Here is a 26,039-nt window from a genome sequence, read left to right on the forward strand (position 1 = left end):
TAACGTCATATACTGTAAAGCTATTGCATATTTCCTTTATTTCATAGCTCTTTTAAAATTTTTGTGACTTCATCAATTCCACAGCTAAAAATATTTACTTTATCTAAAGTTTCAGCTGTAAATTCGCCAGTTGAAGCTTCTTCTTCAATAATCGAAAGGCACTCACTCAAATCCTGAAGCATAAAAATATCCATACTAGACTTCATATTATGCGCCAATTTCTTTACGCTGTCATGATCTGAATTATGAAAAGCTTCCTCCATATCCTTAGCCTGACTTGGAATTTTTTCTACAAAAAGATTTATCATCTCTTTTTTAAATTCAGGATCGCCACAAGCCATTTCATCTAGGAAAGTCATATCTATAATTCTTCTATGGTTCGTTTCACTATCTTGATTCATTACTGTTTTTATTGCTTTTAAAAGAACAGGCTGTTTAAAAGGTTTTGGCACATAAGCATTCATTCCTACTTTATAACATTTTTCCTGTTCTCCTACTAAAGAATGCGCAGTCATGGCAATAATTGGAATATTAGAATTCATTTCATTACGAATGTATTCTGTGGTTTGGTACCCATCTTTTACAGGCATTTGCAAATCCATTAATACCAAATCATATTCATTTTGAGACAGAAGTTCAATACCTTCTTCGCCGTTGTGTGCAATGTCTAATTCAAATCCAAAATTATTAATTACGCTTTTTGCGAGCTTTTGGTTTAAAACATTGTCTTCGCAAAGAAGAATTTTAAGATTTCCTAGATTATTTTTAGAAACAGATTTTTCTTTGATTTCAATAACATCTACTTTTTTATAAGTCAACATAACCAAGAATTCTGAACCTCGATTTGGCGTACTTTTTACATCTACTTCGCCTTTTTGCAGTTCAACTAACTGTTTTACAATATTTAGCCCAAGTCCAGTACCTCCGTAAGTTCTTGTTGTGCTTTCTTGAACTTGCGTAAATCGTTCAAAAACAGTTTTAAGTTTATCTTTTGGAATTCCAATTCCAGTATCTTTCACAGAAAACTTAAGCGAATAATCGTCTTCTGTTTCATCAATCTTTTTAACAGAGACTGTCACTTCGCCTTCACTTGTAAATTTAAGCGAGTTTCCTATAAGATTTACCAATATCTGATTAAGCCTTCCTTGATCGCCAATAACCATATCAGGCATTTCTGCATCAAGAAAAAGATTAAATTCGACATCTTTCTGCACTTTTACCTTTAATAAATTATAGACATGTTTAAGCGTCTTTTTTAAATTAAACGGTTCAGATTCGATTACTAAATTTCCTGATTCAATTTTAGAAATGTCCAATATATCATTGACAATCAGAAGTAAATTTTCTCCAGCAATCTGAACACTTTCAATATAATCACGCTGAACGTCATCCAATTCAGTTTGCGCAAGAAGATCAGTAAAACCAATGATTGAATTTAAAGGCGTTCTAATTTCGTGGCTCATATTAGCCAAAAAAGTATCTCTTGCCAATACAGCGCGTTCAGCAATTTTTCTCTGTTGATATAACTGAATATTCTTCGTTCCCAATTCTAACTGCGCCATAACGTGTTTGGCAACAATTGAGAGCGCATTTCTTTGATTATCATTCAGTTCTTTTACAACATGATCAACCGCACACAAAGTTCCAATATTATACCCGTCTGGAGTTGTAAGTGGCACCCCTGCATAGAATCGAACATTAAACCCGCCCGTAACATTAGGATCATCTTTGAATATCTCATTTACATGCGTATCATTGATTTCTACAATTTTTGTATCTAAAATAGTGTAATTGCAAAAGGAAATTTCTCGGGGAACTTCTGACACCCCTACTCCTATCTCAGATTTAAACCATTGTCTGTTTTCATCAATAAAAGAAATATGGGCAATTGGCACACCGCAAATGTAAGAAACAAGCCTTGTAGCATCGTCAAAAGCATCATCTGGAAGTGTGTCTAGTATATTGTAACGTTTTAAAGCGGCTAAACGTTGTAGTTCGTTATCTGGAATGGGGTAATCTTTATTCATTTTATTAGCGTGGTAAAGTGTATAAAGATAAGGGTATTTAATCTAAAACCCTTGCATTAAATCGACATTATTAAAAAAGAGGCTTTATATGCTTCAAATTTTATCCGTCAAATCCTCCTTTTTTTATTTCATTACAAATTTTTTCTAGGTCATTACAAAATTGAATGCCTCCTATTTCATGAACGCTAATTTTGTCATAAAATTGCTCAGATTTTATAAACTAATCTCTTCAAAAAAGCCATTTTTCTATCTTTTTTCTAAGAAACAATATGCTGGAAAGAGTAAAATTTAAAGTAAATGAAAAATTTAAGAAACAGTATTTTTTACGTTGGAATTATTGGAGGTTTCTCCCTTCTAATGTATTGGATTATTCTATTAGGTGTAAAACTGGAAACAGGCCGAAATCTTAAAATCCCTACTTCAGATAAAAGTCAATGGGGCGAATTTCTTGATTCTCTTATCAAGAACTTACACCATCCATTAGCCCTATTATTGGCACAGATCGTTACAATCATTTTTGTTGCCCGCATTTTTGGATGGATTTGCATCAAAATGAAACAACCCGCTGTAATTGGAGAAATGATCGCCGGGATTGTAATGGGACCTTCATTAATTGGAATGTATTTCCCTGAATTTTCTGCAGCGTTATTCCCTACTGAATCACTTGGAAATCTTCAATTCTTAAGTCAGATTGGTTTGATTCTTTTCATGTATATCGTGGGAATGGAAATCGATATGAAAATTCTAAGAAACAAAGCTCACGATGCTGTCGTTATTAGCCACGCAAGTATTATCATTCCGTTTGTTCTAGGAATGGGATTGGCGTACTTTATATATGATGAGTTTGCCCCTACAGATGTACAATTTACATCTTTTGGTTTGTTTGCCGGAATTGCGATGAGTATCACTGCATTTCCGGTGCTTGCCAGAATTGTGCAGGAACGCGGTATTCATAAAACTAAATTAGGAACAATTGTAATTACTTGTGCAGCAGCCGATGATATTACGGCTTGGTGTATTCTAGCAGTTGTTATTGCAATTGTAAAAGCAGGTTCTTTTGGAAGTGCTTTGTACACTGTTTTTTTAGCTTTAGGTTACGTATTTTTAATGATCAAAGTAGTTCGTCCGTTCCTTAAACGAATTGGAGATTTGTATGCTACAAGCGACAAATTAAGTAAACCAATTGTTGCAATATTCTTTTTAACTCTTGTAGTTTCTTCTTATTTGACAGAAGTTATCGGAATCCATGCTTTATTCGGAGCTTTTATTGCTGGTGCAATTATGCCTGAAAACATTAGATTTAGAAATCTTTTTATTGAAAAAGTCGAAGATGTTGCACTTGTACTTTTATTGCCATTATTCTTCGTATTTACCGGATTAAGAACACAAATTGGTTTATTGAATGAACCTTATTTATGGAAAATCGCTGGATTGATCTTCTCAGTAGCCGTGATAGGTAAGTTTGTCAGCAGTGCGCTTGCAGCAAAATTCGTAGGTCAAAACTGGAAAGACAGTTTATCTATCGGAGCTCTAATGAATACTAGAGGTTTAACCGAATTAGTTGCCTTAAATATTGGTTACGATCTTGGAGTTTTAAGTCCAGAATTATTCTCTATGTTCGTAATTATGGCACTTGCAACTACATTTATGACAGGTCCAACTTTAGATTTTATCAATTGGATTTTCAAATCGAGTAAAATAGAATCTGAAGAAGATGTTACTCTGAAAAATAAATACCGCATTTTATTATCATTTGACAGACCAGAATCAGGAAGAGCTTTGCTTAAAGTAGCTGACGGACTTACGAATAAAAGGGCTGAAAGTTCTGAAATTACTGCAATGCATTTTCTTCCAACTGAAGAACTACACCATTACAATACAGACGTTTACGAAACAGAAAAATTTAAAGGTGTTGTTGAAGAATCTGTAACACTAAACAGAAATATCACAACGATGTTTAAAGCGTCTTCTGATATTGATAACGAAATTGTAAATGTTGCAAACAAAAGCAAACACGATTTACTATTAGTTGGAATTGGGCAATCTATTTATGAAGGAAGTTTATTAGGAAGAGTTCTTGGTTTTACGACCCGTATGATTAATCCTGAAAAAATATTAAATACCGTTACCGGAAAAGAAAACATCTTAGAATCGGCTCCTTTTGATGACGGAACGAGACAGATTATTGCTAAATCTCATATTCCAGTGGGAATTTTAATTGATAAAGATTTAACTGAAATCGCACATATTTTTATTCCGTTATTCAATGCCAAAGATTGGGATTTGATTCAAAATTATGTCCAAAAATTTATTCAGAATACTGATGCCAGAATTGAAATCTTGGATGTAGAAGGAAAAATCATGTCAGATTTAGACACAAAAGAAAAAATTAGATTAATGGAACAAGCTGCTTCAAATCAGCTTTCGCTAAGAAAAGAGCATTCGATCGAAAAAGATTATTTAAATCAGCAAGATCTTATGCTAATCTCAATTGACGGATGGAAACATTTAGTAGAAACCAAAAGCCCGTGGTTAACTAATATTCCGTCAACCCTAATTATCTCTGAAGATAAAAAATAGATTTTTTTAATTATGAATTATGAGTTATGAATTATAAGTTGCAAATCCATCTGTAATCTCGTAACTCATAACTCATAACTCATAACTCATAACTCATAACTCATAACTCATAACTCATAACTCATAACTCATAACTCATAACTCATAACTCATAACTCATAACTCATAACTTCATAACTCATAACTCATAATTCATAATTCAAGAATTTGTTTAAGCTCAAGAGTTGTTTTCCCTGACGAAAGCACTTTAGGAGATTTCGCTAATTTTTCGGCTAAAAATGCCGTTGTAATTGGTTTTAGATTCTTAAAAAGTCCAATTGCATTGAATACTTTAATAATATTTACCGAAATCTTTTCGCCCAAACGATCTGAATTTTCACGAATCAGCGGTCCAGGTCTAAAAATAAGATATTGCAAAAAATGAAGTTCTTCTATATATTCTTCCAATTTTCCCTTCATCATCGAATAGAATACACTGCTTTTTGAAGAAGCTCCATAAGAAGAAACCAAAACCAAAGAATTAACATTATTTTGCTTTGCAGCAGAAGCAAATTCGGCCGGAATATCAAAGTCAATTTTCCATTGCTTTTCTTTTGAACCTGCATCTTTTAAAGTTGTTCCAAGGCATGAAAACAGAACATCTCCGATAATTAAATCTTGAAATGAATTTACATTTGAAAAATCAACGATATGTTCTCTCAACTTTGAATGAGATTTTCCCGTAGCACGTCTCACAAAAATAGAAACCGATTCATAATCATTACTTTCCAAAAGTAGATCAACAAGTTTTTTTCCTGTTGCGCCTGTAGCTCCAATTACCAATGCTTTCATAAATAAAGGGTTTAGAAAGTAAATATAATGTTTTATTCTATTTTAATCATGATTTACCATTTGGCGAAAAAGCATTAATTCCCCGTTATTATTTCTTTTCCAAACATTTATACTTTTGCCTTTTACATTTCCATTATTATCCCCGTCGCGCCAATCAACATTGTAAAAACCAAATTCTACAATTGCTTTTCCTGCATTTATAATTCCAGAAGTCTTGATTGAGATTTGCTCAATACTCAATGTCCCAGGTTTTTCGTGTTCTGTAAAATAAGCTGTAATCTCTTTTTCGCCAGAAAGAATTGGCGTGTAATACGTTAAATACATCGCGTCTGGCATAAACATTTTGGCGTGTTCTACTCCTTGCCTATTCTGAACTAAACTTTTAATGGTATTATTTCTGTCCTTAACTTCTAAAGTTAATTGATCTGACGAAATGTATTCTTGTGTTTGCGAAACATCCGAATCGTCTATTTCAGGAATATTTTTATCATCAAAATAACTTGCTGAACCCCAAATTTCTGCAGCAATAGTAAGAAACTGTTTCTTTTTCTGCCATAAAACAGCATATTTTCCAGAATAAGAATGTGGATCTTGCCTTTTTAAAATCAGATTTTCAGTAAAATTTCCAATTTCAAGAACGTAACTTCCAAAATCCTGTATTTCCAAAATTGTTCTTTCGTATGAAATAATTTTTGCCTGAGAAAGCCATTGTTCATAGAATGCAGAAATTGACTTTTTCCCCGTTCTTTGTCTGCTGTGTTCGGGCATAAAAATAGATTGATCTGTATATGCTTTTATTAATGCGTTTTGATTTCCTTTAAGAAAAGCGGTTGCAAAAGCAGTATTATAAGCTTCAATTTGTTTTCTAATTCCGAAATCAATTTTATTTTCTTGTGCAAAAAGACCAAATGCTAAGAAAAAAAAGGTAAAACTAAATTTAATCATAGCCGATAATTTTTAATTGAAAACAAATATAATATATTAATCTTCAGTATTTTACAATTAAATCAATCTAGATATTTTCATTTAGTTTTTCATCCAATTTTTTCTTTTTTTTCAATGAAAACTCTTTAAAAAGTCTTCATTTTAGGAGTTTTAAGTTAACAAAAAGAAGCAGTTCTTCTATTTATTAAGAAGTTAATTTTTCTACAAATAACCACTGCAAGACAATAATTAGTTTCATAAAATGTTTATATATAAAAGATTATGATGCATCTAATCTTTTCAAAATAATACCCCTCAAGATTAATATTTATAAAAACATGAAAAGAATATTTTTAATAATTGCCTTTACTTCCTTTTCTCTGCACAGCTTTGCCCAAGAAATCGATAATAAATTCAAGAAGATTCCGGCAAAAGATCCTGCCGTAAAAGAAGTTATTCCGCCGAAAGAAGTCTCACCAAAAGAAAATCCCCCGGCGCCTGTAGAAAAACCCGCGCCATTACAGGTTAATCCAGACGAACTATTTAAAGACAGAAATCTTTACAAAGAAGACGCAAATGTTGAAGGGATTTTTTATAGAAGAAATCAATTTTTAGGAAATATCAACACCACTTCAGCTACTTCTACAATTATGTACCGTGATGCAGCTTTTGTAGACGGCGATAAAGTAAAAGTATATTTGAATGATAAAGTAATTGAACCTGAAGTTTTCTTAAATGGTGATTTTAAAAGCGTGAAAATAGACTTAGTAAAAGGAATCAACAAAATTGATATTGAAGCACTTAACGAAGGTTTTGCTTCTCCAAACACAGCCGAATTTAAAGTTTATGACGATAAAGGCCAAGTTATTTCGTCAAGCGAATGGAATGTTGGTACTGGTTACAAAGCCGTTATTGTATTAGTTAAAGAATAATTCTTTTAACAGAAATCGTTTGAAATCATAAAAAACACTTAAAACTGCTGACTTCAGCAGTTTTTTTATTGTATATATGTAGCTAACTACGTAGTTTTGTACACATCTTTAATTTACATTACAAATGCACATTCAACCAATACAAAATAAATACGAAAATGAAATCGTTGATTTGATTTTAAACATTCAGCAAAAAGAATTTAATGTTCCTGTTACTTTAGAAGATCAGCCAGATTTACTAGACATTGAAAACTTTTACTATAAACCAGGCGGAATATTTCTTGGCGCTTTTATAGACGAGAAATTAGTTGGAACAATCGCTTTAGTTAAATTTAATGCTGAAGCTGGAGCGATCAGAAAAATGTTCGTTAAGAAGGAATACAGAGGAAAAGAGTTTCAAATTGCCCAGCAATTATTAGAACAATTAATTGCATACAGCAAAGAAAAGGGAATTAAAGACTTATATTTGGGAACTGTTACGCTCTTGCAGGCTGCTTTACGTTTTTATAAAAAAAATAATTTTGTAACAATCCCAAAAGAAACACTTCCAACTGATTTTCCGTTAATGAAACCCGATAATGTTTTTTGTCATTTAAATCTAAACCAATAGAAATGAATATAATTGATGAAATTGGCATCTTAGCCATATCTACTCGATTGCAACGTCTTAGCGAACAGCTTCGCAAAGACGGGGCTTTAATTTATAAGTCGTACGATATTGATTTTGAACCAAAATGGTTTCCTATAATTTACACGCTTCATATAAAAGAAATGCTGAGCGTTGTTGAAATCGCTGCCGAAATTGGCTATAGCCACCCTTCGACTATAAGTTTATTAAAGGAATTGGAAAAGCTAAAAATCATCAGTTCTAAAAAAGATAAACTGGACGAACGCAAAAGATTGATTGTCCTTACAGCAAAAGGAAAAGAACTTGTTGTAAAAATGCAGCCCGTTTGGACCGTTATGAAAAATGCTTTACACGAAATCACTGACACCCAAAACAATCTTTTGAAAGCGATTGAAGAAACGGAGCAGAAACTAGCTTCACAAGGATTTTTTCAAAGAATTTCAGAATTCAAAAGCTGATTTATTCTTTTCCAGTAATCTTTTTTCTGTGATTATGACCCCATTTTGCTAACGAATCGATTACTTCTTTTAATGTATGTCCATATTCTGTCAGCTGATATTCTACAGTTATGGGCTGAGTATTCAAAACAGTTCTAGTAACTAATTGATTTTCTTCAAGGTTTTTCAATTCCCTGCTCAACATTTTTCCAGAAATTCCTTCAACTTCTCGCAATAAATCGGTAAATCTTAAAGTATTAAAGCAAAGTGATGCAATGATAGAGATTTTCCATCTTCCGTTTAAAATATACATTGCGTCATGCACTGCCATAATATGTTGTGTGCATTTTTTAGGATCGTGTTTTAGTTCTTTCAGCATGTTCTATTGTATGTTACCTCGATGTTACAGTTACTTTTGGTAATTGGATGACAAAAATACACTTAAAGTGTTTACATTTGAATACAATTTAATTATTAAAGAAAAATGGCCTTAATAGATGCACTAAAGTGGCGTTATGCTACAAAAAAAATGAACGGACAAGCTGTTCCGCAAGAAAAAGTAGATTATATTCTTGAAGCTGCAAAACTTGCTCCATCTTCTTCTGGATTACAGCCTTACAAGATTTTTGTTATTACAAACAAAGAATTAAAAGACAAAATTAGAGCTGTAAGTTTTGATCAAAGTCAAGTTACAGATGCTTCTCACGTTTTGGTTTGGGCTGCTTGGGACGGTTATAGTTTAGAAAAAATTTCTGCTGTTTTTGACAGAACAATTGCTGAAAGAGGAATTCCTGCTAATGCAATGGATGAATACAAACAAAGACTTTGGGGAATGTATGAGCCTCTTGGGCAAGAATGGCACGCGAATCACGCTGCAAAACAAGCTTACATTTCTTTTGGGGTAGCAATAGCTGCCGCTGCTGAACAGCAAGTAGACGCAACTCCAATGGAAGGTTTTATTCCTGCTGAAGTTGACAAACTTTTAGGTTTAAGCGAACTTGGACTAAAAAGCGTTTTGGTTTTACCTATAGGATATAGAGATGATGCAAACGACTGGCTGGTAAATTTGAAAAAAGTGAGAACTCCACAAGACGAATTTATAACAGAAATCAAGTAAAAAATTATTTTTTGCTTAAAAAAGAATGCTTCTGGAAAAGCCTCGCTGGCTTTTTTAGAAGCATTTTCGGTTTAAATATTTCATTTTCAAAACAAAATCAATTGTAATGCAAAACAGGAGAAATCACAATTTGATTAAAAGAATGTTATTTTTAATGTTTATACAAAAAAAGGTACTTAAAGCGGATAATTAAATAATATCGTATAGCTAATTTTGCTTCATCCAAAACAATTCATTCTTATTACAACAAATTAAAATTCTAACATTATGTCTGATTTTTTAACGCAATTTGGGGAAGACCTAAAAAAGAACGTCCCAGGTTTCATTGCAGTTTCTGTAGCTGAAATCGCAAGCGGTATGTCATACTATTCACACTCTGCTGTTGCAGATTTTGATCCAGAATTGGCATCAGCTTACAACCTTGAAGTAGTTAAAGCAAAAATGAACGCTATTAAAGCTTTGAATTTACATGGTCAGGTTATCGATAATATTATGATTACGCTAAGTTCTCAAATTCATATTGTCGACGTTTCTGATAATCAAGATTACTTTATTTACTTAGCTGTAGATTCTACAAAAGCTAATTTAGGTATGACAAAATCTATCCTAAATAAATACAAAAAAGAAATTGTAGCTAAATTATAACTAAATTTTGCCCCTTATAAAAAGGAATATTCTGTTAAGAGTATTCCTTTTTATTTTTTATACAAATTGCTTTTCAATTCTATAAATTATTCTATATTTCCAAAAGTAAATGAGGAATTATATAAATGGAATTACGTGCGTATTTTGAAAAATATCCTGACGAAGCAACTTGCATCGAAGAACTGAAAAACAAGCGCTTAGAAAATGGTCTTTTATGTAGGAAATGTGGACATAATGCACACTCTTTCCGACAGAATGATTTAAAATTTCAATGTCGAAAATGTGGCAACCGAATAAGTCTTCGATCTGGAACCGTTATGGAAAATTCTAATCTTCCTGTACGATATTGGATGATTTGCATCGAATTAATGACGCTTTCTCATCGAAAAATATCAATTCTTAAAATTCAATATCTTTTAGGCCATAAACGTTACGAACCGATTTGGCTAATGGTTCAGAAAATACGTTTGGTCATGAAAATTAGAGATGAAAAATACAGATTAAGGGCTTATTCTGAATTTGATCCTGAATTTCTCCAGAAGATTGATAAACTTGCTCTGCAAAAGAAAACAAAAGATGAGAATGATTAATTGTTAATGGTTAATTGTTAATTGTTGATGGTTAATAATTAATGGTTAGTTATTGAAATTGAAAAGTCTATATGAATAAAAAAAACCACAGATTACAAGATTAAAATGATTTTAAAAATCTGGGTTAATCTTGTAATCTGTGGCTTAATAATTCTATTGATATGATTGCTTTGGAAAAATTTACAATTAACCATTAACAATTAACAATCAATTATTATTTCTTCTTGTTTTTCTTTGCTTTAGATCTTCTCGCTTTGTTTTTCGCGATTTTTTTCGCTTTAGCTTTATCCTTTGCTTTTTTTGCTTTTGCTTTCTTTTTCGCTTGAGCTTTTAGTTTTGCTTTTTTAGCTTTTTCCTTCTTTTTGTCTTTCGCCTTTTCTTTTTTCTTAGCTACTTTTTTCTTTTTTTCTTTCTCTTTCATCTTTTTATTTTTTTTAGATTTCGATTTTTCATGGTTTTCGTTAGATGTTTCTTCATCAGATTCAGATGCAATCTCTTCCTCTTCTTGCTTTGACTCTTCTGTAACTTGCTCTGCAATGGCAACTTCTTTTTCTGTCACTTTTTTTGGAGCCCTTTTAGGTTTTGGTTTTACTTCTGTAGTTTCGGTTGCCGATTCTGTTTCTAAAACTGAAGCATCTTTCTGCTCGTTTTCATCATTTGAGATAACTGGAGCAACTTCTACTTCCTGATCGATTTCATTAGTAAGCACTTCTTTTGCCATTATTCTGTTAATTTTAAGAAATTGATTAAATTTATTTTGGTTTAAACTAATTTTTAATGTTATTAAATCATTAAATTAACATCAAAAAATAATAAACAAAGATAAATTGAAAAAGGTATTCACCAATGTTAAGTTTTTCATTGATCGGAAAAACTCATCACAAACTTCTTAAAATCAAACACTTATCCAATGTTAAGTTTTTAATGACTCTTTTTGGCAAATAAAAAACCTTAATACAAGCGTTCTGGACATGATTTGACTTTATATAAATGAATAGTAATTTGCATAATTTCGCTTAAAATTTTGATGCATGTACGACGATTTAAAATACAAATCAATAAAACCCAGCAAAAACCTATCGGATTTTGTGGATAGTTTTTGGTGCATGGAGAATAAATCGAGCCAAACAATAGAAACAATTGGACTTCCCGATGGACGAATTGACTTATCATTAATAAAAACAACAGAAAATTGTTTTCAAATTAGGCTTTTAGGCTTAGGAACGCATCAATATGAAAAAGGTGAAATTCCAGCAAATAGCCTAACCTTTGTAATAAGCTTTAAACTTCCTGCTACGGAATATGTTTTTAGCGAAAGCATTGCAGACCTTATAAATTCAGCAAAAATACTTGAAAGTGACTTTTGGGATTTCAACGAAAATGATTTAAAAAATTTTGAATTGTTCTGCGAAAAAGCTTCTGCAAAAATTGATTCTTTATTAATAAAGGAAATCGATGTGCGAAAACAAAAACTCTTTAACCTCATCTATGAAAGCAACGGCGCGATGTCGGTCAAAGAATTATCTGAACAGTCTCATTGGAGTAGCCGTCAAATTAATCGCTACTTTAATCAGTATTTTGGTCTTTCGCTGAAAGCCTATTGTTCGATTCTCCGTTTTAGGGCTTCGTTGGAACATATTGCAAAAGGCAAACTTTTTCCTGAAGAGAATTTTTCAGATCAGACACATTTCATTAAAGAAATCAAGAAAATTTCGGGTTCGCTTCCAAAAGAGCTATTCCAAAACAAAAACGACCGATTTATACTATTATCTGCTCTTTCTTCTAAATAATTTTACAGCATAGATTTTAAACACAAAACTATGTTACTACAAAATAAACAAGTTGCCATTATCGGTGGCGGAATGGGCGGTTTAATTTTAGCGCGCCTTTTACAACTTCAAAATGCAAATGTAAACGTTTATGAAAGAGATTTAAATTCTGAAGTCCGCGTTCAAGGTTCTCCTTTAGATTTACATGAAGATTCTGGTTTAAAAGCCATGAAACAAGCAAATTTACGGAATGAGTTTTATGAAAATATTCGACTAAATGCGAGTAAAGCTCGAATTGTCAATCAAAATTTTGAATTGAAATTTGATGAGCATAACATTCGGAAAACTGCTTTTGATGAAATTTCCAATAATGATGCAGATTCTCTAGGGAACATTTCAAAACCTCGACCAGAAATAGATCGTTCAGAGCTTAGAGCTATTTTATTAGAATCGCTTTTGCCTGAAACTATTGTTTGGGACAGTCAGTTTCTTACGATGGAAAAAGAAAATCAAGGCTGGCGTTTGTATTTTAAAAACGGAAAAACTATTTATGCTGATTTGGTAATTGCTGCTGACGGTGCCAATTCAAAAGTCCGTTCTTATTTAAGTACAGAGAAACCTATTTATTCTGGAATTACTATGATTGAGGGAACGATTTATAACGCCAAAGAAAATGCTCCCAATCTTTTTGAATTTTCGAAAGGCGGAAAAGTTCTTGCCTTAGGAAATGGAAAAAACATCATGTACGGTACAAAAGGAGACGGCTCGCTGATGTTTTTGCTTAGCAGTAAAATACCCGAAAATTGGCTTGCAGAAAGTGATTTGGATTTTAAAGATAATCTGAAAATTTTTGAATGGTTTAAAGAAGTTTATCAAGATTGGAGTTCTGAATGGCACGAACTTTTTTTGAGTAATGAATTGTATTTTATTCCTCGTCCGCAATATTATTTTCCTTTAGATCAATCTTGGAAAACTCAGGAAAATCTAACTCTAATTGGAGATGCAGCGCATAGAATGCCTCCGTTTGCTGGAAAAGGCGCTAATCTTGCTATGCTAGACGCCCTTGAACTTTCAGAATGTTTAACCAATAATCAATTTTTAGATTTGAAAACCGCGATTTCTTATTTTGAAAAACGAATGCTGGAACGAGCTGCTAAAGCCGCAAAAGACACTTTAAGAAATGGAGAACAATTGCATTCAAAAGATGCTTTAGAAAATCTTCTTTCGATATTCAACAAAACAAAAACACATTAATCATTTTAATTTCAATTAGTTATATTTTTTATTTAAATTTACAAATACCCGAAAAGCATTCCTCAAGAACTGACACTCCCTATAAGTTTCACTAAAATAAATTTATACTATGAGGCATTTTCTACTTCTATTCTTTTTTTCAGGTTTTATCTATTCTTCTTTTGGTCAAAAAATTAAAGATTCTGTCTCAGAAAAACCTAAAGAAAAGAAAATTGAATTAAGGGTAATGCCTTATTTGAGTTACAATAGAAATCTTGATTTTATGTTTGGAGCAATTCCGATGATGATGTATAAAGTCAATCACAATGACACTATTTCTCCTAAATCATTATCTGGAATGTCGGCCATTTATACTACTAATAAATCTTATGTTTTGGCTTTCTTTAATAGATGGTATTTGAATGAAGACAAATGGCGATTAAAATTTTTCTTTTTTACTGGAAATCAGAATTCTCAATTTTTTGTTGATGATATTGATCAACCTGATTTTTATGATTATGGAACGAAAACAACTATTTTAAGTTTAGGCGGACAAAGAAAAATTGTCGGGAAATTTTATGGAGGTTTGTCCTATACCTATGCACATTATAATACAATATATGAAGACAATGTTTCTCCTTCTTCTGTATCACACAGTAATGCTTTGGTTGTAAACTTATTATACGATACAAGAGATGCTGTCTATTATCCTACAACTGGATATAAAATTAAACTGGACTGGTCTACTTATCCAAAGTTTTTAGATAATGAATTGGCTTCTAATAGAATATCCTTTCAATCCAATAAATATATTCCAATCAGAAATAATATAGATGTTATTGCGGCTCGTTTTTACAGCAAGTTTGGTTTAGGAAATGTAGCGTTTGAACAGCAAAGTACAATTGGAGGAACTGATATTCGAGGTTATTCCGAAGGAAAATATCGCGGTTCGGGATTAATGGATATTCAGGGCGAATACCGTTATAACTTTGCCAAAAAAATGGGATTAGTTGGCTTTTTTGGTATTGCTACTATTTATGGCTCAGATACTCCAAGCTTTGATTGGAAATTATATCCTGGCGGTGGAGTTGGCTATCGATACAATCCTTTCAAAAAATCAAAATTTAATGTAGGCTTAGACGGTGCAGTTGGTAAAGGAGACTGGGGAATTTACTTTAGAATTGGTGAAGCCTTTTAATTAAAAAAAACATAATTAAGCTTCAAATTATTACAATTTGAAGCTTTTTCGTGTAACTAATACTACTTTTTAATTGTTGCAACACACTCTTTCTTGTTTCATTTTATAATATGAAACATACAAAAAAATATCTAAAGGCGATCTTTTGCTAAATTTGATTATTCCCAAAAAAAACACTTCACAACCTAGTTGCAAATTAATGCTCAACACAATTTATTAATTTAAGGTGGGCTCTAACTTCTTTGTATCCACCTTTAAATACTTTGATTGCTTATGGCACAATTTTACGTTTCCCCGACTTTTCGTAATTTTTCCAAAAACCTTTTTTTAGTATTTATTTTATTTATTTTACACATTACTAAAATAAGTGCTCAAAATTGTACTGTAAATGCTGGAGTACTTAATGTAACAATTTGCGAAACCGATGCTTTAGTTTTAACGGGAAATAATCCTTCTCCAATTATTGGCACCGTTTCTTGGACGCAAATATCTGGACCTGCGGTTGTAATTGACACACCAAATAGTGCTAGTACAATTGTAACAGGCTACACAGGAGGAAATACCTATATATTTAGATATAGCGCAACTTGTGCGGATGGAATTTTAACATATCAGGATAAAGTTGTTAATGTACAGCCTATTACAATTGCAAATGCAGGTGGCAATATTGCCAGCTGTCCAAATAGTACAGGGAATTTATCTATTACAGCAAATACTCCTCAAAATACGGGAGAAACAGGTAGTTGGGAAATAGTGGGCGCTAACAATGCAGGGGTTGTAATTAATTTTCCTAATCTTCCAACCTCAACTATAACTTTACCTGCTACAAGCTGTGGTGTGACAACTCTTCAGTGGGTTATTGAAGGGCCTGAATACGCTCCTGGACAAAGATGCAGAACTACCTCTCAAATTACTGTAACCAATTATGGAGGTGTAACTCCTGTTTCGGCAGGTCCTGACCAAACTTTAAGCAATTGCTATACCACTACACAAAGTACTAATCTTAGTGGCACTTATGGAGGATGCGGTCTGAACGGACAAAATGGACAATGGACATTTGTAAGTGGTCCAAATACACCAACTATTGGAAGCCCCAGTTCAAGTAATACACAGGTTTCTAATCTTGTAGAAGGCACTTATACTTTTAGATGGACTGTTACAGGGCCATGCGCTTCTGGCAATGATTTGGTTATTATTAATGTCCCTGCAGCAACACAAGACGTAACAACACTTCCTGGTGGTGATGAAAACATCTTCTTTTGTGATAACACCATTACTCAAGTAACTTTAGTAGCGCAAACTCCTTTGTATGCAGGAGAAACTGTCCAATGGACACAAATTTCAGGAGATCCAGGAGCAGTAATTGTTTCACCCACTAATCCAACTACTCTAGTTACTAATATCTCGGATTCTGGAGATCCTTATAAATTCAGATATACACTTACTAACAACAATACTGGCTGCGTTTTTACTAAAGACTATAACGTTCAATTTAATGGCGCTACAAGAACCATTGTAGCCAATAATGGCAATGATATTGTTGGAAGTTGTAATGCGACTGTATTTACAATCCCACTTACTGTTACTGGAACAGGAGTAAATCAGTATCGAATTGTGACAGGACCGGATAATTCTCCGTTAGGCCCTTTTCCTACTCCACTTCAAGATGTAGGAAACTCACTTACATTGACACTTACTACGTCGGGAGGTTACACAGTTGAATTTATTAGAAGCCAAAATGGAACATTGCCAGTTGGCTGTGATTACGGTTTTGATACTTTAAATATTCTAGTTTCTGGAGATCCCGTGCCTTCAAATGCTGGTTCTGATGTTAGTTTACCTTGCGGAGATACAAGTACTATACTTTCTGGCGTTATAACTGATGAAGGTATGCATTTTTGGAGTCAGCTCAGTGGCCCGAATGAAGCAATAATTGCTGATAATTTTGCCATAGATACTCAAGTTACAGGCCTTATTCCCGGAACCTATGTTTTTCAGTATATAACAAAAGGTGGTGGAGCTACCTGCGGTTTTTCTGTTTCTACTGTAACAATTTACGTTTCTGACAGTACACTTGGCACTACAGATGCTGGTCCTAATCAGGTTGTTTGTGCCAATGCTCAAGTTCAGCTTGCTGGTGAGCCTGTACAAGGCGGTGAAATTGGCACGTGGAGTCAGATTTCTGGCCCCAATACCATTTCATTTTCCAACGTGAATGATCCAAATGCTGTCGCTACAGGTTTTACATCCAATGTCTCCCAATATGAATTGCAGTGGACGGTTTCTTATCTTCACCCCGGTCCTTCTTGCAGCTCAGCTATATCAGACACTGTAACTATAATCACCAATAATTCTACAGCTTCATCAAATTCCGATGCTGGACCAGATGCTTGTTATCCAGCAGGAACAACATCTTTTAATCTTAGCGGTAATACTCCAGGAATTTTTGAAATTGGTCTTTGGTCTGTAACACCATCTACTGGGGTTATTTTTGCAGATTCAAGTGATCCTAACACTTTAGTAACTGTTCCAGGAAACGGAACTTATGTATTTACTTGGTCAATTGAAACTGCTACCAGATTATGTGCCCCCAATAAAAGCGATGTAACTGTTACCATTGCAAACACCCCTCCTGCTGCAAACGCAGGACCAGATCAGGAAATATGCGGTAGCACTATCACAATGGCCGCAACAATTAGTAGCGGTGCTGTAGGAACCTGGACAAGGATTTCAGGCGTGGGGGGCTATACTATAAGTGACATACACGATCCGAATGCTGTTTTTACATTTACCTATAGTGGCTATTATATTTTTAGATGGACAGTTGATGCCGAAGTCTGCGGCGAAGCTTTTGATGATATTAATTTAACAATTGGCATTCCACCCCACCAAGCCGTTGCAGGTCCTGATCAAAATATTTGCAACAATACAAGTGTAGCAATGGCAGGCAGTACGTATGACAGCTTTTTCGAAACAGGTCAATGGTCTGTTTTGACTGGAGCCCCTAATCAGCCAACTATTGTTGATCCTACCAATCCAAATACTGTAATCAATGGGCTTGTTGCTGGCACTTATACTTTTAGATGGACTATTACAGCTAAAAGTATTTTCCTCTGTCAAGGTACTTTTGACGATATAATAGTTGTGGTTAGTCCAACTGCAAATGCTGGAGCAGATCAAACTTATTGTGATGTCACCAGTATTCAGCTTAAAGGAAATGAAAATTCAACAGGAACCTGGACGCTTACTAGTACATCTGGAAATCCTGCTGCGGTCACCATTACACAATCGCCACCTAATAGTTATATTGCGAATGCTACCGTAGTTCCAGGAACGAGTTATGTTTTTACCTATACCACAACTTCAACCACTTTTCCTGACGGATCTACTTGTGCAGGATCGTCTGATTCCGTGAATGTTGAAATTTTTAGCGGTGCAAGTGTTCCGCCCGATGCAGGTTCAGATCAGACATTGTGTATTTCAGATGTAGCAGGCACAGCAACTTTACAAGGAAATGTTCCACCACCCGATGTTACCGTTTTTGAATGGCGTTTTGCTTTTCAACCACCCGGAAGTGTCGCTGTCATTACAACTCCTACTGCTCCGCTCACTACTGTCACGGGATTAACCGTACCAGGATTGTATATTTTAGAATGGGTTTTTGAAAGTCCATCATGCAGAACATTATCTGATATTGTCAGAATAGAAATGAATGCTGCACCAAGTACCGCTGATGCAGGGCCAGATGATGCTGTAGCCTGTCAGACCACATATCAAACTGATGCTGTACCGCCAGCTGTTGGTATTGGAACTTGGTCAATCACTAGTCAACCCGCAGGGGCCGCAGCGGTAATAGATACTCCTAACAGCCCAACGACAACCCTTTCCAATGTTACCGTTTTAGGAACATACACCTTAACGTGGACGGTTACAAATGGTCCTTTTACAAACCCATCATTGTGTCAGCCATCTTCAGATACTGTTGACATCACTTTTAATGACGATCCACCAACTGTAGCAAATGCAGGCCCTGATCAGGAATTATGTGACGAAAGTTCAGTAAGTATGGTTGCTAATTCGCCTGTCATTGGTACAGGAACATGGACTCAAGTTTCCGGACCAAATACAGCTCTAATATCAGCTCCCAACAACCCAAACTCACTGATGTTAGGATTAATTGCAGGGACTTATGAATTTAACTGGACAATTGCTACAACCGGATGTACTTCTAGCGATACTGTCCTCATTACAATTTACAATTTACCATCAACAGCCAATGCTGGTCCAAACCAAATAATTCCACAGTTTTCTCCTGTAAATATGGATGCAAGTGTTCCTACAATTGGCACAGGAACATGGACTCAGGTTTCTGGACCAAGCATCATAGGCTTTACAAATGCTTCCTCTCCTAGCACTGCTGTAACGGGTACAGTTGCGGGAATATATGTATTACAATGGACAGTAAGTAACGGAAATTGTGCAGTTTCATCAGATACCATGAATTTGACTATTTTATCTGTTGCGGATCTTGAATTAACCAAATCTGTTACTCCAGTTACAGGAAGTGCCGGAGACACAGTAACTTTCAATATTCAGATTTTTAATAATAACTCCTTAGGCGGAACAGTAAGTGCAACGGGAGTTTCTGTACGAGATTATATTCCGCTTGGTTACACTATAGTACCAGGTTCTGTAAATCTTGCAGGAATTTACAATCTCGGCGATAATACTATAACTTGGAACAATCTTACCGTTCCTGTTGGTGGTCGAGTAAATCTTACTTTTCAGGCAGTTATAAAAACCACAGGCTCTTATGTAAATAATGCCGAAATTATAGCTTCTGATCAATTTGATCCTGATAGTACGCCAAATAATAATATTGCTACTGAAGATGATCAAGATGATGCTTCTATTATTTTAGACGTTGCCGACTTATCTTTACAAAAAACAGTTTCTCCAGCAACAGTAAGCATAAATGACAATGTCATTTTTACAATTAGAGTAACCAACAGTGGTCCTAATAATGCTACAGGAATTACAGTATCGGATCATCTGCCTCCAGGATATACTTATGTAAGTGATAATGGTGCTGGAAAATATAATAATGCTACAGGAATTTGGAATGTTGGAAATCTGAACAACGGAAACTCACTTGCTTTACAGATTACAGCTAAAGTGAATGTTGTTTCAACAGGAAACGATTATATCAATGTCGCTGAAATACAAACTGCACACCAGCTTGATCCTGACAGTACACCTGGAAACGGATTACCTGAAGATGATATGTCTAGTGCAAATGTTTCACTAAAACAAGCTGATTTAGAACTTACAAAAAGTGTAACCCCAACTTCAGCAGCAGCAGGACAACAAGTAGATTTCACTTTAAATGTATTAAACAGAGGGCCAGGAAATGCAACAGGAGTAGATGTACAAGATGTAATTCCTGTTGGATATACACTAATTCCTGGATCTGTTTCTTCTGGCGGTACTTATCAAATTGCTACCGCTACTTTAGAATGGAAAGATTTGTATCTGCCAGCTAATTCTAACGTTAATCTAACTTTTAGTGCACTTGTTAATCCATTAGGGAATTATTTGAATATTGCACAAATAACGGCTAGTGATCTACCAGATCCAGATTCTACTCCAAATAATAATATTGCTTCTGAAGACGATCAGGATGATGCCGAAATTACTTTTATAGGACCATCTGCTGATTTATCTTTAGTTAAAAATGTTGTCGCAGGAAATACTAGTCCAGTAGTTGGAAGTCAGGTTTCTTTTGAACTTGTCATTTCAAATGATGGCCCAAATAATGCAACAGGAGTTCAGGTAACTGATTTGCTTCCATCAGGTTATCAATATGTAAATTACAGTTCATCTGCAGGTTTATACAACAGTGCCACTGGAGTTTGGAATGTTGGCACCGTTGATGTTGGAGTTTCAGAATCGCTGATTTTGGATGCAAAAGTACTCCCGACAGGAAATTACCTAAATATAACCCAAGTTACAGCCAGTAATCTTCCTGATCCTGATAGTACACCAAATAATGATGATGGAGATCAAAGCGAAGATGATGAGGATAATGCTGTAATAACACCTGTACAGCCGTCAGCGGACTTATCTTTAACCAAAACCGTGAGTAATCCGACTCCTTTGGTAGGTTCTGTAGTAACATTCACTATTATTACTACAAATAGTGGTCCGCAAGATGCTGCTCAAGTTCAGGTTACTGATTTACTGCCTTCTGGATATACTTTCACCACTTTTAATGCAACAAGCGGAACTTATGACAGCGCAACGGGTTTATGGACACTTGACATATTGGAAAGCAGCGAATCTGAAACATTACAGATAAACGCAATAGTAAACCCTACAGGAGATTATACCAATATTGCAGAGGTTACGAATAGCGATACTCCTGATCCTGACTCAACACCAAACAATGGAATATCAACAGAAGACGATTATGGAACGGCAACTATTACTCCTATTCAGCAGTCTTCAGATTTATCTTTGGCTAAAACTGTTAATAATTCTACACCATTAGTAGGTTCGCTAGTCACCTTTGAAGTAGTTGTAACCAATAATGGCCCACAAGATAACTTTGGCATCCAGGTTACAGATGTTCTTCCATCAGGTTATACATTCACTGGATTTACAGTTTCTACGGGAACTTACGATACCAATTCAGGAATTTGGAATGTTGGTAATTTAGTAACTGGTGATTCAGAAACACTTCAAATTGTCGCAAGAGTAAACCCAACTGGTGATTACACTAATACTGCAGAAGTAACAGCAGCAAATCTTCCAGATCCCGATTCGACTCCAAATAACGGAATCACAACCGAAAATGATTATGCAGAAGCAACTACAACTCCTGTTCCAACATCAGCAGATTTATCATTGACTAAAACAGTAAGTAATCCCACTCCACTTGTAGGTTCGTTAGTAACATTCAGCATTCAGGTAACGAATTCAGGTCCGCAAGAAGCAGACGGTGTTACCGTTACAGATTTACTCCCTTCGGGTTATACATATGTGTCATACAGCGCTACAACTGGAACTTATGATTCTAGCACAGGGCTTTGGGATGTTGGAAATATGCCTGTCACAGATTCTTATACTTTGCAGATAACAGCTTTGGTTAATGCCGCAGGAAATTATACTAATAGTGCAGAAATCACAGCCAGCAGTCAGCCTGATCCAGATTCGACTCCGAATAACGGCATTACAACTGAAGACGATTATGCAGAAGCTTCAACAACGCCAATAGCAACATCTGCCGATTTATCGTTAACTAAAACAGTAAGCAATGCTACACCTCTTGTGGGTTCTCAGGTAACTTTCAGCCTTCAGGTAAACAATGCAGGACCGCAAGCCACAGATAATGTAACAGTAACCGATTTATTGCCTTCAGGTTATACGTATGCATCTTACACTGCAACAGCTGGAAGTTATGATGCTTTAACAGGACTTTGGTCTGTTGGAAGCATGCCTGTTGCATCAAATCATACTTTACAGATAACCGCTGTAGTTAATGCTGCAGGAAATTATACCAATACTGCAGAAATTACAGCCAGCAGTCAGCCAGATCCTGATTCGACTCCGAATAACGGCATCACAACTGAAGACGATTATGCTGAAGCCACTACTGCTCCAATAGTTCAAAGTGCTGATTTATCATTGACTAAAACAGTTAATAATGCCAATCCTTTGGTTGGCTCTCCAGTAACTTTTGAAGTAATTGTAACCAATAATGGCCCGCAGGATACCTCTGGAGTAACGGTTACTGATTTACTGCCAAGTGGTTACACGTATTCTAATTTTACCATTTCTACGGGAACTTACAATCCTGCAACAGGTGTCTGGACAGTAGGCAATTTGATTAATGGAAAATCAGAAACGTTACAGATTCTCGCTGTAGTAAATCCAACAGGAAATTATGTAAATGTGGCTGAAGTAACTTCAAGTGCACTTCCAGACCCTGATTCAACACCAAACAATGGTGCAGCAGCAGAAGACGATTATGCAACAGCAACAGTAACACCAAACACACAGTCGTCAGATTTGTCATTAACTAAAACCGTTGACGATCCGACTCCATTATTGGACACTTTCGTAACTTTTGAAATTGTAGTCACCAATAGCGGCCCCCAAGATAACACCGGTGTAAAGGTTACAGACCTATTGCCTGCGGGATGCTACTTTCAGTCTTACGCAGTCTCCAAAGGCACATACAACCATATGACAGGATTATGGAATGTTGGCAATCTGGGTTCAGGACAGTCTGAATCACTGCAGATTAAAGCACTGGCCAGTGCAGTGGGAAATTATACCAATATTGCAGAGGTCACAGCTGCGGATCTTCCGGATCCGGATTCCGCTCCAAACAATGCAATACCGACAGAAGATGATTATGCTACAGCTCAGGTTACCATAACAGCGCCTAACCCGCCTATCCAATTATCTGACCTGTCTTTGACTAAAATGGTTGACAATGCGTCGCCATTAGTGGGGTCATCTGTTATTTTCGAAGTGAGCCTCACCAATAAAGGCCCTCGTGACAATGCTAGCGTAGAGGTTACTGATCTGCTCCCTTCCGGATATGCTTTTATTAATTACAGCGCCACAAAAGGGACTTATAGCGGCACTACAGGAAAATGGAATATCGGTTCTTTAGCCAACGGAGATTCGCAGACCCTGCGCATAACCGCTACGGTAAATGCGGCGGGAAACTATGAAAACATTGCAGAAGTAACTGCCAGCAGTCTTCCAGATCCAAATTCCACGCCAAACAATGGAATCCCAACAGAAGATGATTATGGCAGCGCCCTAACGGTTCCAATACCTCCAATGGCAGATTTATCCCTTGTTAAGACTGTTGTTGGCGGAAACTTAAGTCCAATTTTTGGGGCAACAGTTACATTCGAAATAACCGTAACTAACAGTGGCCCACAAAATGCAACTGGAGTTAAAGTAATTGATATGCTTCCAAGCGGCTATGAATATGTAGTATACAGTTCAACATCTGGACAATATTACAACACAACAGGAATTTGGGATATCGGAACTATACCAAACGGAGCTTCAGAATCTTTATTAATAGGCGCAAAAGTCAATAATACTGGAGTTTATCAAAATGTGGCAGAAGTTTATGCTTCTAATGAAGTGGATCCCGATTCAACCCCAAATAACGGAGTTACTTCAGAAGATGACATCAGTTCTGTATTATTGAGTCCTGTTCCAGCAGTAGCCGATCTTTCTATTGAGAAAAAAGTAATTAATAATATTCTAACTCCTGCTGTAGGCTCTCAGATAACATTTTCTATTATTGTTACCAATAACGGACCTAGTATTGCAACAGGTGTTACAGTTAAAGATATTCTTCCTTCGGGATATGATTACATCTTTTTCAATTCTACATCTGGAAGATATGATCCTGTAACTGGAATTTGGAACCCTAATGTTATTTTACCTGGAAACAGCCATACATTACTCTTGAATGTCTTTGTAAAAAGTCCAACAGGCACTCCTGATGAATACCTAAATATAACAGAAATCATGACTGCCGATCAGCATGATCCTGACAGCACACCAGGAAATGGAGTAACTACAGAAGATGATTACGACAGCATTTCTGTTACACCAGTAATTGTAATGGCAGATTTATCTATTAAAAAAACAGCTCTTAATCAAGATGCCATTCATGATGTAGGTTCAACGGTAATTTTCACAGTTACAGTTACTAACGACGGCCCTGCAGATGCATCTGGCGTAAGAGTCAAAGATTTGCTTCCGCCTGGATTTACCTATCAGACCAGCAGTCCTACAAGTGGGTTATATAACTATGTCACAGGTATTTGGAATGTTGGAAATATTCCAACTGGAACAGATCAGTCACTAGATATTTATACGACAGTGAATAAGCCATCGGGTATTGCAGGCGAATACACAAATATAACTGAGGTTATTGCCAGTAACCTGCCCGATCCTGATTCAACTCCAAACAATGGAGTTACAACAGAAGATGATTATGACAGCTTACAGATTAAAATTGCAGTTGCCGATTTAAGTCTAGAAAAAACAGCCAGCAATAAAAACGCAAATGTAGACGAAGTTGTAACATTCACCTTGCAACTTAATAATGAAGGCCCAAGTATCGCAACCGGAGTGGCTGTTGAAGATATTATTCCGCTTGGCTATAAGAATATTTCGAATATTAATAATGGCGGTATCTTTAGCTTAAATACCATTAAATGGGTAAATCTAACAGTCCCTGTTGGAGGCATTTCGCTAACCTATCAAGCAACTGTAGCCAGTCCACTTGGATTAGAAAGTGTTGATTATGTGAATATTGCTCAGGTGACGGCAAGTAATCAATTTGACCCGGATTCTACTCCAAATAACGATAATGGAGATCAAAGTGAAGATGATGAAGATTCTGAATCGATTAACATACCTTCTACTGATATTGCTATCAACAAAGAAGTCGATAAAACAGATGTTCCTATGAATACTCAGGTAACTTTTACCATCAGTGCTGAAAACTTAGGCAATTTAACCGCAACAAATGTGGAAGTTCAGGATGTATTACCTAAAGGATATTCCTTAATAAATTCATCAGCAAGTTCAGGAACCTATGATCAAAAAACAGGAATTTGGAGCATTTCTTCTATCAGTACTGGAGCATTACAAACATTAATACTCACTGTTAAGGTTATCGATTTTAATGATTATTTAAACAATGCTCATTTGATTAAACTGGATCAGATAGATACTAATTCAGCAAACAATCAGGATAGCGCTACTGTTTCGCCAAACTGTCTGAAAATCTATAATGAGTTTTCACCAAATGATGACGGCCAAAACGATTTCTTCTATATTGATTGCATTGAAAGATATCCAGATAATCAGCTAGAGATTTTTAACCGCTGGGGTAATTTGGTTTACTACCAAAAAGGCTATAAAAATACTTGGGACGGAAAAGAAGAAGGCTCTGCCAAAACGCTTCCTGAAGGCACCTATTTCTATATTCTAGATTTAGGAGATGGATCTAAAAAAACCTCTGGATGGGTTTACCTCAAATAAGACCATTTAGAAAAGGCGATTTAAGAATAGGATTAAC

The 26,039-nt window shown here is 35.3% G+C and carries 15 protein-coding genes and 1 pseudogene; 11 read left to right on the forward strand and 5 right to left on the reverse strand.

What is annotated here, in order from left to right; all coding sequences use genetic code 11:
• Window positions 1–41: 41 nt before the first annotated feature.
• Complete coding sequence (locus tag OD917_RS09990; protein ID WP_263523393.1) at window positions 42–2,027, reverse strand: GAF domain-containing hybrid sensor histidine kinase/response regulator; 1,986 nt, start codon at window positions 2,025–2,027, stop codon at window positions 42–44.
• A gap of 297 nt (window positions 2,028–2,324) precedes the next feature.
• Here OD917_RS09990 and OD917_RS09995 point away from each other — a divergent pair, with 297 nt between their 5' ends.
• Window positions 2,325–4,607 (forward strand): cation:proton antiporter, encoded by a 2,283-nt coding sequence (locus tag OD917_RS09995; RefSeq protein ID WP_263523394.1) that lies wholly within the window; start codon window positions 2,325–2,327, stop codon window positions 4,605–4,607.
• Between the two features lie 192 nt (window positions 4,608–4,799).
• On the opposite strand, the gene OD917_RS10000 is transcribed toward OD917_RS09995, so the two are convergent.
• Window positions 4,800–5,438, reverse strand: coding sequence for an NAD(P)H-binding protein (locus tag OD917_RS10000; RefSeq protein WP_263523395.1), 639 nt, complete (start codon window positions 5,436–5,438; stop codon window positions 4,800–4,802).
• A gap of 42 nt (window positions 5,439–5,480) precedes the next feature.
• Window positions 5,481–6,383: a YybH family protein gene (locus OD917_RS10005; RefSeq protein ID WP_263523396.1), complete on the reverse strand. Its 903-nt coding sequence runs from the start codon at window positions 6,381–6,383 to the stop codon at window positions 5,481–5,483.
• 317 nt (window positions 6,384–6,700) lie between these two features.
• Between OD917_RS10005 and OD917_RS10010 the strand changes: the two genes are divergently transcribed.
• From OD917_RS10010 to OD917_RS10020, 3 genes are all read left to right on the forward strand, one after another.
• Entirely contained in the window at window positions 6,701–7,294 is a 594-nt protein-coding gene (locus tag OD917_RS10010) for a hypothetical protein (RefSeq protein WP_263523397.1), read from the forward strand.
• Window positions 7,295–7,418: 124 nt separating this feature from the next.
• Window positions 7,419–7,904 (forward strand): GNAT family N-acetyltransferase, encoded by a 486-nt coding sequence (locus OD917_RS10015; RefSeq protein WP_263523398.1) that lies wholly within the window; start codon window positions 7,419–7,421, stop codon window positions 7,902–7,904.
• A gap of 2 nt (window positions 7,905–7,906) precedes the next feature.
• On the forward strand, window positions 7,907–8,380 hold the full coding sequence (locus tag OD917_RS10020; protein WP_263523399.1) for a MarR family winged helix-turn-helix transcriptional regulator: 474 nt from the start codon (window positions 7,907–7,909) through the stop codon (window positions 8,378–8,380).
• Between the two features lies 1 nt (window position 8,381).
• Here OD917_RS10020 and OD917_RS10025 read toward each other — a convergent pair whose 3' ends face one another.
• Window positions 8,382–8,738 (reverse strand): winged helix-turn-helix transcriptional regulator, encoded by a 357-nt coding sequence (locus OD917_RS10025; RefSeq protein WP_239455763.1) that lies wholly within the window; start codon window positions 8,736–8,738, stop codon window positions 8,382–8,384.
• A 105-nt stretch (window positions 8,739–8,843) separates the two neighbouring features.
• Between OD917_RS10025 and OD917_RS10030 the strand changes: the two genes are divergently transcribed.
• From OD917_RS10030 to OD917_RS10040, 3 genes and pseudogenes are all read left to right on the forward strand, one after another.
• Window positions 8,844–9,476, forward strand: a complete 633-nt coding sequence (locus OD917_RS10030; protein ID WP_263523400.1) for a nitroreductase family protein — start codon at window positions 8,844–8,846, stop codon at window positions 9,474–9,476.
• A gap of 267 nt (window positions 9,477–9,743) precedes the next feature.
• Entirely contained in the window at window positions 9,744–10,121 is a 378-nt protein-coding gene (locus OD917_RS10035) for a hypothetical protein (RefSeq protein WP_263523401.1), read from the forward strand.
• A 125-nt stretch (window positions 10,122–10,246) separates the two neighbouring features.
• Window positions 10,247–10,705, forward strand: a pseudogene (locus tag OD917_RS10040) (transposase); the annotation flags it as partial.
• Window positions 10,706–10,925: 220 nt separating this feature from the next.
• Here OD917_RS10040 and OD917_RS10045 read toward each other — a convergent pair.
• On the reverse strand, window positions 10,926–11,432 hold the full coding sequence (locus OD917_RS10045; protein WP_263523402.1) for a hypothetical protein: 507 nt from the start codon (window positions 11,430–11,432) through the stop codon (window positions 10,926–10,928).
• Between the two features lie 310 nt (window positions 11,433–11,742).
• Here OD917_RS10045 and OD917_RS10050 point away from each other — a divergent pair, with 310 nt between their 5' ends.
• From OD917_RS10050 to OD917_RS10065, 4 genes are all read left to right on the forward strand, one after another.
• A complete protein-coding gene (locus OD917_RS10050; RefSeq protein WP_263523403.1) occupies window positions 11,743–12,501 on the forward strand; it encodes a helix-turn-helix domain-containing protein in 759 nt (252 codons plus the stop codon).
• Window positions 12,502–12,531: 30 nt separating this feature from the next.
• Window positions 12,532–13,734: an FAD-dependent oxidoreductase gene (locus OD917_RS10055; RefSeq protein ID WP_263523404.1), complete on the forward strand. Its 1,203-nt coding sequence runs from the start codon at window positions 12,532–12,534 to the stop codon at window positions 13,732–13,734.
• Between the two features lie 109 nt (window positions 13,735–13,843).
• Window positions 13,844–14,911, forward strand: coding sequence for a BamA/TamA family outer membrane protein (locus tag OD917_RS10060; RefSeq protein WP_263523405.1), 1,068 nt, complete (start codon window positions 13,844–13,846; stop codon window positions 14,909–14,911).
• A gap of 273 nt (window positions 14,912–15,184) precedes the next feature.
• Window positions 15,185–26,002 (forward strand): PKD domain-containing protein, encoded by a 10,818-nt coding sequence (locus OD917_RS10065; RefSeq protein WP_263523406.1) that lies wholly within the window; start codon window positions 15,185–15,187, stop codon window positions 26,000–26,002.
• Window positions 26,003–26,039 lie beyond the last annotated feature (37 nt).

It is taken from the genome of Flavobacterium sp. SH_e, from assembly GCF_025717045.1.
In the GTDB taxonomy this organism is placed as follows: domain Bacteria; phylum Bacteroidota; class Bacteroidia; order Flavobacteriales; family Flavobacteriaceae; genus Flavobacterium.

Bases quoted from the DNA above. Each gene is read 5' to 3' on its own strand.
- OD917_RS10025 (WP_239455763.1), bottom strand. From the start codon at position 8,738: ATGCTGAAAGAACTAAAACACGATCCTAAAAAATGCACACAACATATT.
- OD917_RS10010 (WP_263523397.1), top strand. From the start codon at position 6,701: ATGAAAAGAATATTTTTAATAATTGCCTTTACTTCCTTTTCTCTGCAC.
- OD917_RS09995 (WP_263523394.1), top strand. From the start codon at position 2,325: ATGAAAAATTTAAGAAACAGTATTTTTTACGTTGGAATTATTGGAGGT.
- OD917_RS10015 (WP_263523398.1), top strand. From the start codon at position 7,419: ATGCACATTCAACCAATACAAAATAAATACGAAAATGAAATCGTTGAT.
- OD917_RS10060 (WP_263523405.1), top strand. From the start codon at position 13,844: ATGAGGCATTTTCTACTTCTATTCTTTTTTTCAGGTTTTATCTATTCT.
- OD917_RS10005 (WP_263523396.1), bottom strand. From the start codon at position 6,383: ATGATTAAATTTAGTTTTACCTTTTTTTTCTTAGCATTTGGTCTTTTT.
- OD917_RS10035 (WP_263523401.1), top strand. From the start codon at position 9,744: ATGTCTGATTTTTTAACGCAATTTGGGGAAGACCTAAAAAAGAACGTC.
- OD917_RS10045 (WP_263523402.1), bottom strand. From the start codon at position 11,432: ATGGCAAAAGAAGTGCTTACTAATGAAATCGATCAGGAAGTAGAAGTT.
- OD917_RS10050 (WP_263523403.1), top strand. From the start codon at position 11,743: ATGTACGACGATTTAAAATACAAATCAATAAAACCCAGCAAAAACCTA.
- OD917_RS10065 (WP_263523406.1), top strand. From the start codon at position 15,185: ATGGCACAATTTTACGTTTCCCCGACTTTTCGTAATTTTTCCAAAAAC.
- OD917_RS10000 (WP_263523395.1), bottom strand. From the start codon at position 5,438: ATGAAAGCATTGGTAATTGGAGCTACAGGCGCAACAGGAAAAAAACTT.
- OD917_RS09990 (WP_263523393.1), bottom strand. From the start codon at position 2,027: ATGAATAAAGATTACCCCATTCCAGATAACGAACTACAACGTTTAGCC.
- OD917_RS10020 (WP_263523399.1), top strand. From the start codon at position 7,907: ATGAATATAATTGATGAAATTGGCATCTTAGCCATATCTACTCGATTG.
- OD917_RS10030 (WP_263523400.1), top strand. From the start codon at position 8,844: ATGGCCTTAATAGATGCACTAAAGTGGCGTTATGCTACAAAAAAAATG.
- OD917_RS10055 (WP_263523404.1), top strand. From the start codon at position 12,532: ATGTTACTACAAAATAAACAAGTTGCCATTATCGGTGGCGGAATGGGC.